This window comes from Amorphoplanes digitatis (genome assembly GCF_014205335.1).
Taxonomy (GTDB): domain Bacteria; phylum Actinomycetota; class Actinomycetes; order Mycobacteriales; family Micromonosporaceae; genus Actinoplanes; species Actinoplanes digitatus.
This window is the reverse complement of the sequence record NZ_JACHNH010000001.1, coordinates 6,589,857-6,605,095: the sequence shown is the minus strand read 5'-3', so window position 1 is coordinate 6,605,095 and position 15,239 is coordinate 6,589,857. Positions and strand designations below refer to the sequence as shown.

At 72.5% G+C, this 15,239-nt stretch carries 16 protein-coding genes; 9 read left to right on the top strand and 7 right to left on the bottom strand.

Annotation, left to right across the window (positions count from 1 at the left end; genetic code table 11):
* Positions 1 to 37: 37 nt before the first annotated feature.
* Both BJ971_RS28750 and BJ971_RS28745 read right to left on the bottom strand, forming a co-directional pair.
* Entirely contained in the window at positions 38 to 1,246 is a 1,209-nt protein-coding gene (locus tag BJ971_RS28750; protein WP_184996304.1) for an RNA polymerase sigma factor, read from the bottom strand.
* A complete protein-coding gene (locus tag BJ971_RS28745) occupies positions 1,246 to 1,611 on the bottom strand; it encodes a YciI family protein (protein WP_184996303.1) in 366 nt (121 codons plus the stop codon). Before BJ971_RS28745 ends, BJ971_RS28750 begins: the two co-directional genes overlap by 1 nt.
* A gap of 229 nt (positions 1,612 to 1,840) precedes the next feature.
* Between BJ971_RS28745 and BJ971_RS28740 the strand changes: the two genes are divergently transcribed.
* Together BJ971_RS28740 and BJ971_RS28735 are read left to right on the top strand one after the other, a co-directional pair.
* Positions 1,841 to 2,812 carry an LPXTG cell wall anchor domain-containing protein gene (locus tag BJ971_RS28740; RefSeq protein ID WP_184996302.1) on the top strand — a complete coding sequence of 324 codons (972 nt, stop codon included), beginning with the start codon at positions 1,841 to 1,843 and terminating at the stop codon, positions 2,810 to 2,812.
* A 75-nt stretch (positions 2,813 to 2,887) separates the two neighbouring features.
* Positions 2,888 to 3,271 carry a hypothetical protein gene (locus tag BJ971_RS28735; RefSeq protein WP_184996301.1) on the top strand — a complete coding sequence of 128 codons (384 nt, stop codon included), beginning with the start codon at positions 2,888 to 2,890 and terminating at the stop codon, positions 3,269 to 3,271.
* On the opposite strand, the gene BJ971_RS28730 is transcribed toward BJ971_RS28735, so the two are convergent.
* The gene (locus BJ971_RS28730) at positions 3,210 to 3,758 is read right to left on the bottom strand and encodes a hypothetical protein (RefSeq protein ID WP_184996300.1); all 549 of its coding nucleotides are present in this window, start codon (positions 3,756 to 3,758) and stop codon (positions 3,210 to 3,212) included. The two genes, BJ971_RS28735 and BJ971_RS28730, sit on opposite strands and share 62 nt — an antisense overlap.
* Before the next feature lie 94 nt (positions 3,759 to 3,852).
* Positions 3,853 to 4,800 (bottom strand): aminoglycoside phosphotransferase family protein, encoded by a 948-nt coding sequence (locus BJ971_RS28725; RefSeq protein ID WP_184996299.1) that lies wholly within the window; start codon positions 4,798 to 4,800, stop codon positions 3,853 to 3,855.
* A gap of 133 nt (positions 4,801 to 4,933) precedes the next feature.
* On the opposite strand from BJ971_RS28725, the gene BJ971_RS28720 reads away from it, so the two are divergent.
* Both BJ971_RS28720 and BJ971_RS28715 read left to right on the top strand, forming a co-directional pair.
* Positions 4,934 to 5,389 carry an SRPBCC family protein gene (locus BJ971_RS28720; protein ID WP_184996298.1) on the top strand — a complete coding sequence of 152 codons (456 nt, stop codon included), beginning with the start codon at positions 4,934 to 4,936 and terminating at the stop codon, positions 5,387 to 5,389.
* Between the two features lie 33 nt (positions 5,390 to 5,422).
* Complete coding sequence (locus BJ971_RS28715; RefSeq protein WP_184996297.1) at positions 5,423 to 5,926, top strand: P-loop NTPase family protein; 504 nt, start codon at positions 5,423 to 5,425, stop codon at positions 5,924 to 5,926.
* On the opposite strand, the gene BJ971_RS28710 is transcribed toward BJ971_RS28715, so the two are convergent.
* The 3 genes from BJ971_RS28710 to BJ971_RS28700 all read right to left on the bottom strand — a co-directional run bounded on the left by BJ971_RS28710 (position 5,921) and on the right by BJ971_RS28700 (position 8,839).
* Entirely contained in the window at positions 5,921 to 6,499 is a 579-nt protein-coding gene (locus BJ971_RS28710) for a DsbA family protein (RefSeq protein WP_184996296.1), read from the bottom strand. The genes BJ971_RS28715 and BJ971_RS28710 overlap by 6 nt on opposite strands.
* A 73-nt stretch (positions 6,500 to 6,572) precedes the next feature.
* The gene (locus tag BJ971_RS28705; protein WP_184996295.1) at positions 6,573 to 8,384 is read right to left on the bottom strand and encodes an anthranilate synthase family protein; all 1,812 of its coding nucleotides are present in this window, start codon (positions 8,382 to 8,384) and stop codon (positions 6,573 to 6,575) included.
* A 218-nt stretch (positions 8,385 to 8,602) separates the two neighbouring features.
* On the bottom strand, positions 8,603 to 8,839 hold the full coding sequence (locus tag BJ971_RS28700; RefSeq protein ID WP_184996294.1) for a hypothetical protein: 237 nt from the start codon (positions 8,837 to 8,839) through the stop codon (positions 8,603 to 8,605).
* Positions 8,840 to 9,016: 177 nt separating this feature from the next.
* On the opposite strand from BJ971_RS28700, the gene BJ971_RS28695 reads away from it, so the two are divergent.
* From BJ971_RS28695 to BJ971_RS28675, 5 genes are all read left to right on the top strand, one after another.
* Positions 9,017 to 9,391, top strand: a complete 375-nt coding sequence (locus tag BJ971_RS28695) for a response regulator transcription factor (RefSeq protein WP_184996293.1) — start codon at positions 9,017 to 9,019, stop codon at positions 9,389 to 9,391.
* Positions 9,392 to 9,401: 10 nt separating this feature from the next.
* Entirely contained in the window at positions 9,402 to 11,381 is a 1,980-nt protein-coding gene (locus tag BJ971_RS28690) for an ATP-binding protein (protein ID WP_184996292.1), read from the top strand.
* 39 nt (positions 11,382 to 11,420) lie between these two features.
* Positions 11,421 to 12,359 (top strand): serine hydrolase domain-containing protein, encoded by a 939-nt coding sequence (locus BJ971_RS28685; protein ID WP_184996291.1) that lies wholly within the window; start codon positions 11,421 to 11,423, stop codon positions 12,357 to 12,359.
* 30 nt (positions 12,360 to 12,389) lie between these two features.
* Entirely contained in the window at positions 12,390 to 13,433 is a 1,044-nt protein-coding gene (locus BJ971_RS28680) for a LacI family DNA-binding transcriptional regulator (protein WP_184996290.1), read from the top strand.
* A gap of 93 nt (positions 13,434 to 13,526) precedes the next feature.
* Positions 13,527 to 15,224, top strand: a complete 1,698-nt coding sequence (locus tag BJ971_RS28675; protein ID WP_184996289.1) for a glycoside hydrolase family 13 protein — start codon at positions 13,527 to 13,529, stop codon at positions 15,222 to 15,224.
* Positions 15,225 to 15,239 lie beyond the last annotated feature (15 nt).

The following is a 15,239-nucleotide window of genomic DNA, read 5'->3' as shown; positions in this document are numbered from 1 at the left end:
GCGAGGTGTGGCTGGGTGGCATCGACGGCGCCGGAGGTCAGCTCAGCGCGGCCGCCTTGCGCAGCAGCACCGAGCGTTCGCGCTGGTTGGCGCAGAGCCGGGCGGCCAGCTCCAGCTCGGCGCGGGCCTCCGGGCGCCGGCCGAGCCGGGCCAGCAGCTCACCGCGTACGGTCGGGACCAGATGCGAACCGGGCAGCCGGTCCGCGGCGATCAGCTCGTCGACGATGGCCAGGCCCTGCGCCGGGCCCGAGACCATGGCCACGGCGACGGCCCGGTTGAGCTCGACCACCGGGGAGGGCGCGACCCGGCCGAGGGCCTCGTAGAGCACCACGATCCGGTCCCAGTCGGTCGCCTCGACCGAGGCCGCCTCCGCGTGGGTGGCGGCGATCGCGGCCTGTAGGCCGTACGGGCCGAGGCCGCGGACCGACGCCCTGGCCAGCGCGGCGAGCCCTCGGCGGATCGCCGAGATGTCCCAGAGCCGCCGGTCCTGCTCCTCCAGCAGGACCGGCGAGCCGTCCGGCCCGGTCCGGGCCGGGAAGCGCGCGGCGGTCAGCTCGCAGAGCGCGAGCAGGCCGTGCACCTCCGGCTCGTCCGGTTGCAGCGCGGCCAGCGTGCGGGCCAGCCGGATCGCCTCGTACGCGACGTCGGTGCGCAGCAGCCGGTCACCCGACGTGGCCGTCGACCCCTCGGTGAAGATCACGTAGAGGACGCTGAGCACGCCGCCCAGCCGTTCCCGGCGCTCGGCGGCCGGCGGCAGCTCGAAAGGCACGCCCGCCGCCGCGATCGTCTTCTTGGCCCGGGTGATGCGGGCCTGGACGGTCGGCACGGGCACGAGGAACGCGCGGGCGATCTCCTCGCTGGACAGCCCGCCGACCACGCGCAGGGTCAGCGCCACCCGGGCCTCGGGGGAGAGCACCGGGTGGCAGCTGACGAACATCAGCGCCAGCACGTCGTCGTCGATCCTGTCGAGATCGACGTCGTCGTCGACCGCCGGTTCGGCCGCGATCAGGGCGTACCGGTCCCGCAGGGCGGCCCGGCGGCGGATCGCGTCGATCGCCCGCCGCCGGGCCGTGGCCATCAGCCAGCCGCCCGGGTTCGCCGGCGCGGCGCGCGGCCACGACACCAGCGCCTCGGCCACCGCCTCCTGCGCCGCGTCCTCGGCCAGCCCGAAATCGCCGGTGAACCGGGTCAGCGCGGCGACGATCCGCGCCGACTCGATCCGCCAGACGGCCTCGACGTCGGCCATCAGGCCTGCGGAACCTCGTCGCTGCCGGGCACCCGCCGAACCTCGATCTTGGACCCGCGTGCCGCCGGTACCCGCTTGGCCCACTCGACCGCCTCCTGCTGCGAGGCGACGTCGACCATGAAGAAGCCGCCGAACAGCTCCTTGGTCTCGCCGTACGGCCCGTCCGTGACCACCGGGGCCGTGCCGCCGAAGTCGACCACGGCGCCCTTGGCCGGATCGTCCAGCCCCTCCGCCGCGAGGAGCACGCCGGCCTTGAGCGCGTCGTCGATGAACTGGCGGGTCGAGGCCATCATCTCCTCGATGTCGGCCATCATGGCCGCGTTCGACTCGTCGGTGCCCCGCATGATCAGCAGATATTTCGGCATCGCATTCTCCTCGTCCGCAGGGACCGCCTCTCGGCCCGCGCACCCCCACGTCGAACGAGCGGCCGGCGGATCGACATGGCTCCGATGAAATCTCCCGCCGACCTGATCGTCGCACCTTGGCAGGCCGCGCCGCTCGCGCAGGTCCGGGAGGCCGGTAGCGGGGCAACGCGGTCAGCGAAACAGCTGTACTCTGCCGCCCAGCGATCCGAAGATCCATTCAGGAGTGTCTGTGAACAGTGGTCAGCACCTCCGGCGCTACATGACGTCGGCTACCGCGATTCTCGTCGGCGGCATCGTGTCGGCCGCGCTGATCGGGCCTTCTCCGGCGGCCGCCGCTGACCTGCCCGATCTCCAGGTCACGATCGCGGTGACCCCGGCGAAGGCGACCTATGCCGTGGGTGACGCCGTCACCACGACGTTCACCATCAAGAATGTGGGCGGAGCGACCGCCGTGAACGCCCGCATCGAGGGCGGAGACGAGGACGGCCTGGACCGCAGGACCGACCCGCCGTCCGCGCACCAGGACCTCGCACCGGGTCAGAGCTTCAGCATCGACTGGGCCGGCACGATCGACCAGTCCGCGAGCGTGGCCGGCCGCGCGAGCGGCTCCTGGGCCGCGACCAATGACGCGGGCGAGGCGAACCCCGGCGACAACACCGGGCGCTTCAACATCGCGGTGCCCGGTGTCACCGGCGTGCTGCACGTCAAGGTGTATGTGGACATCAACGGCCAGTCCGACGACACTCAGCCCGGGCTCGTCGGCGCCACGATCGTCATTCAGGACGACGGCAGGACCAAGACCGTCGCGACGGTCACGACGGGCGCGGGCGGCTACTTCTCCGCGACCTTGCCGGCGGGCGACTACTGGCTGACCGCACCCGGCTGGAAGCTCAAGGGCAGCGAGTACGCGGGGCACGTCCAGGTGAAGGGCGGCCGCACGTCCGAGGCCACCCTGCCCCTGGTCGCCGGCAGCAACAGCGGTGGCGGCACCCAGACCACCGCCCCTGCGGACCCCATCCCGGCGGCGTCCTCCAGCAGCCCGGCGGCACCCGGTGGAACCGGCGGCGGCGAGTCCGCACTGCCCGTCACCGGCGTCGGCGCCGGCCCGGCGATCCTGGCCGGCGCGGCCGCGATCCTGGTCGGCGCGGCGGTCGTATTCGTGGCCCGTCGCCGGCGCAACCGGTTCGTCCTCCCGAAGTAGCGGCGCAGGCCCCCGGCGGTCCGCACGGACCGCCGGGGGCTCGGCCGGTCGCCGCGGATCTGAAAGCATCAACGCATGGCGTCGATACGGTGGAGCGGCTGGGATCCGACGGCGGCCGCGGCCGCCGCGATCACCGCGGTCATGGTGGTGCTCTATCTGGTGCTCATCGGCCGGCAGGGCGGGCAGCCGGCGGCATGGTTCGTGGTCGGCCTGACCACGGCAGCACTGCTTTCCCTGTACGGAGTCAGGCGCGCGGCGCCGCGCCGCCGGGTTGCCCTGGCCGCGTCCGCCGTCCTGCTGCTGCTGTTCGGGCTGCTCGGCCTGCTGTCGATCGGCCTGCCCATCGTCGTCGCGGGCGTGCTCGCCTCGGTCGCCGCCGCGCGCGATCGGGGGCCGGTCAGCCCGGCCGGCTCACGACCTGCGGGCCGAGCGCCGCGGGGTGATGCCGGGCCAGGGTGACGCGGAGCTCGGACAGGCCCGGCCGGATCGTGCCGACCTCGACGCGGAACATCGCGACACCGCGGCGGTACAGGATCCCCGGCAGGTCGCGGCTCGGCAGGGCGCTTCTGACCGCGTACAGATCCGCCGGGGTGATCTCGAGGACCGCGAAGACCCACCGGCGGCGTACCCGGGCCTCCGCGATCTGGGACCACGGTACGAACACCGGGTCGCCGCGCTGCGCCAGCTCGATGCCGAGGCCGGAGACCCGGATCCACGTGGGCCGACCACGTTGCTGCCACGCCGTGCCACCGAAAACGGTCAGCGGGACAACCATCGGGAACAGCAGGCTGGAGCCGAGGTCGCCCCAGCCCACGCCGTGCCCGACCAGCGCCGATATCAGTACCTTCGCGAGCACCCAGGCGGCGACCGTCGTGGCCACGAGGATGAGCAGTGACCGCAGCGTCGAACTCCGGAACAGCACCGCATCCGGAGCCGGGGCGGCCACGTCCCCTGGACCAAGCGGTCTATGCGCCGTCACCTGATCATGTTATTGGCCTGCCGGAACGCTGTGACCTGGCCTTTCGGTCAGGTGCGCGGGGTTATTGTTCCGCGGCGAAATCGGCCAGCAGCTCGGCGACCAGGGGCGCGGCGTTGCGCACCGCGTCGGGATTGCGGACGCGGTAGTACGGCAGCGCGATCATCGTGAGGGACAGGGTCCAGCCGCGGGCGCGCGCCCAGGCGTGCTCGTCGATCTCCAGCGCGTCGCGGAAGGCGCGCCGTGAGTCGCCGCTGAACAGGTACCAGGCGGCCAGCAGGTCGCCGGCGGGGTCGGCGGCACACGCGGTGCCGAAGTCGATGACGGCCGCGAGCCGGCCGTCGGCCACCAGCACGTTGCCGGACATGAGATCACCGTGAATCCACCGGGGCGGCCCGTCCCACGCGCCTGCCGCGAGCGACGCCTCCCACGCCGCGAGTACCAGCTCGGCGTCGAACTCGCCCCGCAGCTCCTCGACCGCCGCCCGGAACAGCCCGTCGCGCGGCGCGAGCGGCGTGCCCCGACTGAACGGGTCGTCCGGCGGCCGCGGCGCCCCGCTCGCGGGGATCTCCCGCAGGCAGTTGACGAACCCGGCGAGCTCGCGGGCCGCGGCCGCCGGGTCGGCGAGCCGATCCCGGCGGAACGTCGCGCCGTCCAGCCACCGGTAGACACCCCAGCTGAAGGGGAACTCCTCATTCGGCGAACCGACCGCCAGCGGTTCCGGGACGGCCAAGGGCAGCTTCGGGGCGAGGTAGGGCAACCACGCCAGATCCTTCTCCACCTGACCCTGCGTCCGTCCGGTACGCGGCAACCGCACGGCGAGATCCGCACCGACGCGAAACGTCACGTTGTCCGTGCCCGACGCCGCGACCAGCCGAACCGGCCGCCCGGCCCACTCCGGAAACTGCCCGGCCAGCAGACGCGCCACCAGCGACGCGTCGATGTCCACCTCATCGTCGTGCAGCTTGGTGACCTCGACCCCCGACACGAAGCAGAACCCTGCTACAGCCATCACCCCGTGTCCACCGAGTTGAGTCCCGGGAACGAAGGAACCCGCCGCAGCGATAGGCAACCGATGGTTGCGTATTTGCCCCTCCGGGGCTACCGTTTCACGCAACCAATGGTTGCTAATGACGGAGAGGCCCATGAACAGCAGCTTCAGTACGTCGTTCTCGGTGGAGCAGAGTCCCGACGAGGTGTTTCGGGCCATCGTCGACGTGTCGCGGTGGTGGACCGGTGACATCGACGGCAGTGCCGGCGAGGTCGGTGACGAGTTCGTCTACCGGTACGGGGATCTGCACGTGTCCCGGCAGGGGGTCACGAAGCTCGTCCCGGGCCGTGCGGTGGTCTGGCGCGTCCTGGACGCGAAGCTCTCCTTCACCGAGGACCCCGCCGAGTGGGTCGGCACCGAGATCGACTTCCGCATCGATCGCCGGGACGGGCGGACCGTCGTCACCTTCGAGCACGTCGGGCTGGTGCCGGGCGTCGAATGCTTCGACCAGTGCTCCAGCGCGTGGGGCTTCTTCGTCAACGGAAGCCTGAAGCGGCTCATCACCACCGGCGAAGGACCCACCACCCCGCCATGGGCGGAAGGTGCGTAAGTTCTGATCCCCGGCCCGCTACCGTCGCGGCCTATGGACAGGATCGTCGTCATCGGCTGCGGCGGCTCCGGCAAGACCGTGCTCGCCCGCCGGCTCGGCGCCAAGCTCGGGCTGGACGTCACCAACCTCGACGCGCGGTACTACGACGAGGGCTGGAACCCCATCCCGATGGACGAGTTCGCCGGCATCCAACGCGATCTCGTCGCCGCGGACCGGTGGATCATCGAGGGCAACTACGCCGCCACGCTGCCGATCCGGCTCGAGCGCGCCGACACCGTCGTCTTCCTCGATCTCCCGGCCCGGACCTGCCTGTTGGGCATCGCCCAGCGCCGCCTGCGCTACCGCGGCGGTCAGCACGCCGACGGCGTCTACGACCGCATCACCTGGTCCTTCATCGAGTACGTGATCGGTTACCGGCGCGGCATGCGACCCCGGGTCACGGCTCTGATCGCCGCGCACGGCCGGCACCTGCGGTGCGTGCGGCTGACCAGCCGCCGGCGGGCAGACAGGTTCGTCACCCAGATCGACAGACTATGAGCGGCCGCGCTTGAGTTCGAAGAACCTGCCGCTGCGGGCCAGCGGGACGACCGCGTCCCAGATGGCCAGGGACTCCTCGCGGCCGGGTACCTCGTCGAGGATCGGGCCGTGCACGCCGCGGGCGGCGCCGGAGATCATCAGGACCGGTGAGCCGATGTCCGGGCCCGCCGAGCCGAAGCCCAGCTCGTGCGACTCGCGGACCGCCTCGTCCCACGCGGGATCGTCGAGGATGGCCTTCGGGTTCTCGATGCCGGCCGCCTCGGCCGCGGCCGCGACGATGTCGTCCGAGATCGGCGTGCCGGCGTCGTGCGTGCGGGTGCCGAGTTCGGTGTAGAAGGTGCCGATCGTCTCCTCGCGGCTGTCGGCCCGTAGCGCCTCCACCAGCCGCAGCGCCCGGCTGGACGCCGCCATCATCGGCCGGTACTGGTCGGGGACGTTGTCGCCGTTGAGGATCGTCAGGCTGAAGGCGCGCCAGCGTAGCGTCACGTCGCGTTCGGGCGCGACGGCGACCAGCCACCGCGAGGTGCGCCAGGTGAACGGGCAGGCCGGATCGAAGAAGAAGGTTGCTTCCACAACGACATCCTAGGCGGGCCGGTGGCCCAAGCGGAGGCTCTCGATCCGCCTGGACCACCGACGTCCTCTTGCGCTACCCGTTCACCGCCGGGCTAACCGTCCGGGAGAGAAGTGGAGGAAGTAGTTCCGCGAGGAGCGCGACGCCGTCCGCGCTGAGCACCGACTCCGGGTGGAACTGGACGCCGGCGAAGCCCGGGCCGCGCAGCGCGTGCACCGTGCCGTCGGCCGGGTCGGCGGCGATCTCGACGCCGTCCACCGGGTCGGCGAGGGCGGTGAAGCTCGAGTAGAAGCCGACCCGCCGTACGGTGCCGAACAGGTCGATGTCGCGGGCGACGCCCTGGTAGGGCTGGTCCCGGCGGTGCAGGCGCAGGCCCAGCGTCGCGCAGAGGATCTGGTGACCCAGGCAGACCGCCAGCAGCGGCCGGTCCGCCGTCAGCAGGTCGGCGACCAGGCCGCGGAGCATCAGCATCTTCGGGTCGTCGGAGGCCGGGTCGCCCGGGCCGGGGCCGACGACCACCAGGTCGGCGGCGGGCACCACCGCCACCGTCCACGGCACCACCGTCACGGTCAGGCCGAGCGCGCGGAGCTGGTGTGCCAGCATCGCGGTGAACGTGTCCTCGTTGTCGACGATCACGGCGGTCCGGCCGTCCAGCCCGGGCACGGTCAGGGCGCCCGGGCGGCGCTGGTCCAGCCAGAAGCGGGCCAGGCCGTCGTTGCGCGCGGCCAGGGCGGCCAGCACCTCCGGGCCGTCGTCCGGCCGGCTTGCCGCCGGGCCCGGCGGTGGCGCGGCGCCGAGCGCGGCCAGTACCCCCGCGGCCTTGGTGTGTGTCTCGGCGACCTCGCCGGCCGCGGTCGAGTGCCGGACCAGGGTGGCGCCGACCGGTACCCGCAGGGCGCCGGCGGGCGAGATCTCCGCGGTGCGGATCAGGATCGGCGCGTCGAGGGTCTGCCGGCCCTCGTCGTCGTGGCCGAGCAGCGCGAGCACGCCCGCGTAGTAGCCGCGGCCGCGGCGCTCGTGCCGGGCGATCACCCGGCAGGCGTTCTCCAGGGGGCTGCCGGTGACGGTCGGCGCGAACATTGTCGCGCGCAGCACCTCGCGGACGTCGAGCGAGCCCTTTCCGGCCAGCAGATACTCGGTGTGGGTGAGGTGGGCCATCCGTTTCAGGTACGGGCCGACGACCTGCCCGCCGTGCTCGGCGACCGCGGCCATCATCTTGAGCTCCTCGTCGAGCACCATGTACAGCTCGTCGGTCTCCTTGGGATCGGCGAGGAAGTCGAGCAGGTCGCGGGTGCCGTCGTGGCGGAACGTTCCGGAGATCGGGTTCATCATCGTCAGGCCGTCGGCGACGCTGACGTGCCGCTCCGGGGTGGCGCCGACGAGCGTACGGGTGCCGGTGTGCACCAGGAACGTCCAGTACGCGCCCCGCTCGCCGGTGAGCAGGTTGCGGAACGCGGCCCGGGCCGCGTCGAGCGGGTCGCCGCCGACGGTCGCGGTGAAGACGCGGTGGATGACGAAGTTGGCGCCCTCGCCGTGTCCGATCTCGTCGCGCAGCACCTCGGCCACGATCTCGCCGTACGCGTCGTCGGTGATGTCGAAGGAGCCGCCCGCGAGCGCGACCGGCGCGGCCGGGAGACCGTCGATGATCTCCCGCAGCGGCCGGGTGGTGTGTGCGGCGATCCGCAGGCACTCCAGGGGTGTTCCGTCGTCGACGCAGTCGAAGCCGCGCTCGGCGATCTGCCGGAACGGGATCAGCGCGAGGGTCTGCGGGCCGGGTTTTCCGGGGGTCAGCGGGATGTCGGCGAGCGCGTCGACGGTGACGATGTCGCCTTCCAGGACGTCGACGTGGTCGGCGCCGTCACGGTGCAGCAGGGCGAAGGGCCTCATTGTTCCTCGGTTCGGTCGGAGACCGCCGCCGAGGATCGGGCCACACGGGAACGGCCGCCTCGGGGAGGCGGCCGCGGTGGTTGAGGTTACGCGCGGGTGGGTGTGGCCGCCGGGTTGGCGGGCCACCACATGCTCAATCGCGCGTGCATGACGGACACCTTACGGCCCGTCGGCAAGCCGGCGCCAGGATTCGCCGGCGCCGGCTTGCCGGAAGTCGGTCAGGCGGCGAACGCGGTGCGCACGGCGGTCCGGGCCCACTGCATCCGGCCGAGGGCGCAGTCCGGGTGCTCGCCGAACTCCTGGGCGACCAGGGCGGCGCAGCCGCTCTCGCCCAGCCGGTCCACCGTCTCGGTGACGGCCTCGCGGATCAGCTCGGGGGTCGGCTGCTGCGAACGCTGAAGGTCGGAGACGAACAGCGCTTCGGAGCGGATCTCGTCGCTGCTGAAGACGGTCATCGGGTCCTCCTGGCGTTCGGTTCGCGTGTCTGTGAACTAGAGCACCAGGCCGGGGCTGCACGGCGGCTGCTGGGCGGTTGCCGTGTGGTTGCGGCGAGCTGGGGTCTTACGCGAACTAACGGGATATCATGCGAATTGGTAGCGAATATTGGGTCACGGACCGGGGGGGAATTTGTCGTGACGGTCGTTCTGGTCGCCGACGACGACCCCGACATCCGCGACCTTGTGGCGTTCAAGCTCGAGCAGGCCGGCTTCGACGTGATCGCGGTGGCGGACGGCCAGGCGGCGCTCGAGCAGGCGCGGACCCGGCAGCCGACCCTCGCGGTCCTGGACATCTCGATGCCCGGCCTCTCCGGCATCGACGTGTGCCGGATACTGCGCGGCGACCCGGCCACCGCCGGGATGCTGATCATCATGCTGACCGCCCGGGTGCAGGAGCACGACGTGGAGGGCGGCTTCAGCGCCGGCGCCGACGACTACGTGACCAAACCGTTCAGCCCGCGCGAGCTGGTGTCGCGGATCCAGGCGCTGCTGAGCCGGGCCCGGGCCTGACCACCTGCCCATGCGCCGTGACCGCTCCGTCGGGTTCCTGCTGACCAGAGCGTTCGTGGTCCTGGTCAGCCTGATCGTCTGCTCCGGGCTGGTCGAGACGGCCGCGGTGCTGCAACAGCACCGGGTGGTGCGCGCGCTCACCAGCCATGTCCAGCCGCTGCGGCTGGCCAACGCCGAGCTGCGCGGCGTGCTCGCCGACGCCCAGCTGGGGGTGCGCGGCTACTCGCTGACCGGCGACGCCGAGATGCTCGGCGCCTTCCGGTCCGCCCTGCTCGACTACGCGCTGGTCGGCCGGGCGCTGCGGTCGATGGCGGGCGAGGACGAGGCGCCGGCCGTCGACGAGCAGCTGGCCCGGGCCGACACCTGGTTCGACGTGGCGGAGCTGCAAAGCCGGGCGCCGCCGCGCAGCGCCGCGGCGCTGCGGTACGCCGGCGAGGCCGGGCCGCTCTTCCTGGCCTTCATGGCCGCGAACCGGGAGTTCGACGCCGACCTCGCCGAGCGCACCGAGGAGTTGCAGAGCCTCAGCTTCCGGCTGGGTGGCGCGACGATCGTGGTGCTGCTGGCGCTGACCGTCGGCGCGGCGCTCATCGCGGGCTGCACCGCGGTGCTCACGGCCCGCCGGATCACCATCCCGCTCGGCGACGTGGTCCGCGTGCTGGCCCGGCGCGGTCAGGGCCGGCTCGACGCCCGTGCCGACGCCCACGGCGGCCCGACCGAGATCCGGGCGGTCGCCGCCGCCGTCAACGCCATGGCCGACGAGAACGACCGGGTACGCGGCGCCGAGCGCGACATCGCCCGGCTGCGCGGCGTGGTCCGCGATCTCGGCTACCGGATCCGGGCCCACCTCAACGTCCGGGACGCGATCGACGAGGCGGTCCGGGGGCTGGCCGAGATCATGCGGGCCGACCATGTGCTGGTCCGGATGGCGCCCGGGCATCCCGAGGCGCCGCCGCTGAGCAGCCTGCGCGACGAGCACGCCGACGGGCCGCTCGCGCCGCTGGCCGGCTGCGACGTGGGCTGGCTCGGCAGCGGCGACGTGTGGACCACCGGCGACCCGGCCGGTGGCGTGCAACCACCGGAGGCCGAGCGGCTGGCTTGCGCCCGGGCCGGCGACGGGCCGGTGCTCACCGTCGCGGTCAGCGCCGGGGAGGACTGCCTCGGCGCGCTCACCCTGATCCGCGACGCCGGGCAGCCGTACACCCCGGTGGACGTCCAGCTCACCGAGTCGGTCGCCGGCGACCTCGGCCGCGCGGTGCACCTGGCCCGGCTGTACGAGCGGGAACAGCAGCTGGTGGCCCGGCTGCAGGAGCTCGACACCGCGAAGACCGACTTCATGTCGACGGTCTCGCACGAGCTGCGTACGCCGCTGACCAGCATCGCCGGCTATGTCGAGCTGCTGGAGGACGCCGGCGAGCTGAACCCGCAGCAGGCGCGGATGCTGGAGGTGATCGGGCGCAACACCCGGCGGCTGCGCGAGCAGATCGAGGAGTTGCTGGTCCTCTCGAAGATCGAATCGGGGGCGTTCCTGGCCACCCGGCGCCCGGTCGACCTCGCCGAGCTGGTGGAGGCCGCCGTCGCGGCCGTCTCGCCGGCGGCGGCCAAGGCGGAGGTCGGCCTGCACGCCGAGGCGCGCGGTCCGCTGCGGCTCGACGCCGACGCCGGTCAGCTGGACCGGCTGCTGATGAACCTGCTGAGCAACGCCGTGAAGTTCACGCCCGCCGCCGGCACGGTGTCGCTGCTGGCGCGGCGCGACGCGGACGAGATGGTCATCGCGGTCACGGACACCGGAATGGGCATACCGGAAGGCGAGCAGGACGCGCTCTTCACCCGCTTCTTCCGGGCCAGCAACGCGGTCCGGGAGGCGGTTCCCGGCACCGGCCTGGGCCTGGCGATCGTCGGCGCGGTGGTGGACAACCACCACGGCCGGATCGACGTGCGGTCGGCCGAGGGGGCCGGCACCACCGTCACGATTCACCTACCGGTGTCCTGATCTCTCCTTTCCCCTGCGTTCGGGGCTAATGTGTCGGCCATGTGGACAGTCGAGGGCCTGCACGGCGCGGCGTTGGTGACCGTCGACGGCTCGGTCGCCGTCGACGTCGCCGGCGGCCCGTCGACGTCGCAGACCCGGTTCCCGATCGCCTCGCTGGGCAAGCAGTTCGCCGCGGTCGCCGCGCTGCTGCTGGCCGAGCGGGACGCACTCAGTCTGGATCGGCCGGTGAGCCACTGGCTGCCGGACAGCCCGGCCCGGTGGCGTGAGATCACCCTGCACCACCTGCTGACGCACACCTCCGGGATGAGCCACTGGCAGGACGCGCCGGGATTCGACGTGACCGATCCGATCGCGATCGAGCAGCGCACACCCCTGCTCACGGCCGCGGAGCCGATCAGCCGGCCGGGGGTCCGCTGGTGCTACAGCAGCCCCGGCTACCTGCTTGTCGCGCACATCGTCGAGCGGGCCGCGGGTCAGGATTACGCGTCGTTCCTCGCGGAGCAGGTCTTCGCGCCGGCCGGCATGGCGTCGACCACGACGGGCCGCCCGGACGACCCCGGCGCCGCCCACGGGCATCGCGCCGGCGAGCCGCTGCCCGGCGCCGTGCTGCCGCCGTTGCCGGGCACCAGCGATGTGTGGTCGACCGTCGGCGACCTCGCCCGCTGGACCGGGGCACTGCACGGCGGCGAGGTGCTCGGCTGGGAGTCGCAGATGGTGCTGACCGGCCCGCTCGCGGCGACCGGGGAGGAGCCCGCGCCGGGCGGGTCCTACACCGGCGCCCACTACGGCTACGGGCTCTACATCGGCACTGTCGGCGGGCACCGGGCGTACTTCCACCCCGGCGACCTGCCCGGCTTCGTCTCGTTCGGCGCCTGGCTGCCGGAGCGCCGAGCCGGGATCGTCGTGCTGGCCGACGACGAGACGGTCGACGTGCACACCCTGCTCCGGCGGTTGCTGGCGGCGGCTGGGTTATCGTAAACGCTTACCGAACGAACGAGGTCTTGGCGGATGCCGTCGAAAAAGGCCGGCGGCAAGCCGACGTCGAGCGATGTCGCCGCGGCCGCCGGGGTGTCCCGATCGGCGGTGTCGTGCGCCTTCAACAATCCGCAGCGGATCTCCGTCGCCACCCGCGAGCGCATCCTGGCGGTGGCCCGGGAGATCGGCTACACGCCGAACACGCTGGCCCGGATGCTCCAGGCCGGCGCCACCCAGTCGCTGGGCGTGCTGCTGCCGGAGCCGTTGGCCCGGATCATGGAGAACCCGTACTACTCCCGCTTCCTGATGGGCGTCGGCCAGGTCTGTGATCAGGAGGGCTACACCCTGCTGCTCACGCCGCCGCTCCAGGACTCGGTGCTCAAGGCCATCCCGTACGCGGCGGTCGACGGCTTCATCGTCTGCGGGCTGGAGATGGACCGGGGCGAGGTGGCCGAGCTGGAGCGGCGCAACATCCCGTTCGTGCTGATCGACAGCGACCGCTACGAGGGTGCGGCCAGCGTCGACGTCGATGACCACGGCGGCGCCCGGGAGGTCACCCGCTACCTGCTGGACCTGGGGCACCGGCGCCTGGCGGTGGTGTCGCCGGGTCCGGGCCCGGACCAGCCGCACCGCGGCCCCGGCGGGCCGTTGGGGCGGCGCCTGGCCGGCATAACGGAGGCACTGGCCGAGGTCGGGCTGACGATGGACGACATTCGGCTGATGGAGGTCCCGGTTTCGCGTACGGAGGGTTACCACGCGACCCGGGCGCTGATGGCCGAGGGGCAGCCGCCGACCGCGATCCTGGCGCTCTCCGACGTGCTCGCGTACGGGGTGGTCGACGCCCTGCAGGAGCTCGGCATCGACGTGCCGACCGGCGTCTCGGTGACCGGCTTCGACGACCTGGCCGAGTCGGCGTGGTTCCGGCCCCGGCTGACCACGGTGCGGCAGCCGATCGTGACGAAGGGCCGTACCGCGGCGGATTTTCTCATTTCGGCCATCCGGGGCGAGGATCAGCACCCGCACCAGTCGCTCGGCACGTCACTGATCGTGCGCGACTCCACCGCCAAGCCCTCCTGAGCGGCGCCGGGGAGACCTCGGTCACGCTCGCGATCCAGGTCGTTGGTAAACAGGTATGTAACACGAGTTAGTAACCTGCTACCGTCATCCGCCATGACCGATCAACTGATCGAACTCCCGTCGGCGGAGCGCGAAGACGCCGCCGCGCCCGCGCCGAGCCCCTGGTGGCGCGACGCGGTCATCTACCAGATCTACCCGCGTAGCTTCGCCGACTCCGACGGCGACGGCATCGGCGACCTGCCGGGTATCCGCAGCCGCCTGCCGTACCTGCGGGACCTGGGCGTCGACGCGGTGTGGCTGTCGCCGTTCTACGCCTCGCCGCAGGCCGACGCCGGCTACGACGTGGCGGACTACCGCATGGTCGACCCGATGTTCGGCACCATCGCCGACGCGCAGGGCCTGATCGCCGACGCACACGAGCTCGGGGTACGCGTGATCGTCGACCTCGTGCCGAACCACTCCTCGGACCAGCACGAGTGGTTCCGGCGGGCGATCACGGAGGGCCCCGGCTCGGCGCTTCGCGGGCGCTACCACTTCCTGCCCGGCAAGGGTGAGAACGGCGAGCTGCCGCCGAACAACTGGAAGTCGATCTTCGGCGGCCCGGCCTGGACCCGGACCACCGACCCGGACGGCACACCCGGCGACTGGTACCTGCACCTGTTCGCGCCCGAGCAGCCGGACTTCAACTGGGAGCACCCGGCGGTCGCCGACGAGTTCCGCACCATCCTGCGGTTCTGGCTCGACCTCGGCGTCGACGGCTTCCGGGTCGACGTGGCGCACGGCATGGTCAAGGCCGAGGGCCTGCCCGACATCGACGAGTCGAGGGAGTGGCACCTGCTCGACGCGGGCATCAGCCCGAGCTTCGACCGCGACGGCGTGCACGAGATCTACCGCACCTGGCGCAAGATCCTCGACGAGTACCCGGGCGAGCGCATCGCGGTGGCCGAGGCCTGGGCGCCCACCCTGGAGCGGGTCGCCAACTACGTGCGCCCCGACGAGCTGCACCAGGCGTTCAACTTCGCCTACCTCGGTACGGCCTGGGACGCCGCCGCCCAGCGCAAGGTCATCGACGAGTCGCTCGAGGCCATGGGCACGGTCGGCGCGCCGGCCACCTGGACGCTGTCCAACCACGACGTCGTCCGGCACACCACCCGCATGCTCCAGCCCAACGACGGCGACGAGGTCGCCGGCCGCAAGCCGATCGTCGTCGACCCGGTGGCGGGGCAGCGCCGGGCCCGCGCCGCGACGCTGCTGATGCTCGCGCTGCCCGGCTCGGCGTACCTGTACCAGGGCGAGGAGCTGGGTCTCCCCGAGGTCGTCGACCTGCCGCCGGAGGTGCGCCAGGACCCGGCGTTCCACCGGGCGAACGGCCAGGACGGCTACCGCGACGGCTGCCGGGTGCCGATCCCGTGGTCCGGCGACCGCACGCCGTACGGCTTCGGCCCGGAGGGCGGCCCGAGCTGGCTGCCGCAGCCCGAGAGCTGGGCGGAGCTGAGCGTCGAGGCGCAGCAGGGCCGCCCGGGCTCGACGCTGGACCTCTACCGTGCGGCGCTGGCGCTGCGCAAGTCGGACCCGGCGCTCGGCGCGGCGGAGAACCTGACCTGGTGCGACGCGCCCGAGGGCCTGCTGGTCTTCGACCGCACGCCGCACTTCCGCTGCACGGTCAACATGACGACCGAGCCGATCCGGATCCCCATGCCGGGCCGCGCGCTGCTCACCAGCGGCCCGGTCGAGCTGGACGGCGACGAGGTGGAGATCCCGGCGGACACCACGATCTGGTGGACCGTCTGACCTGAGCACGTGCCC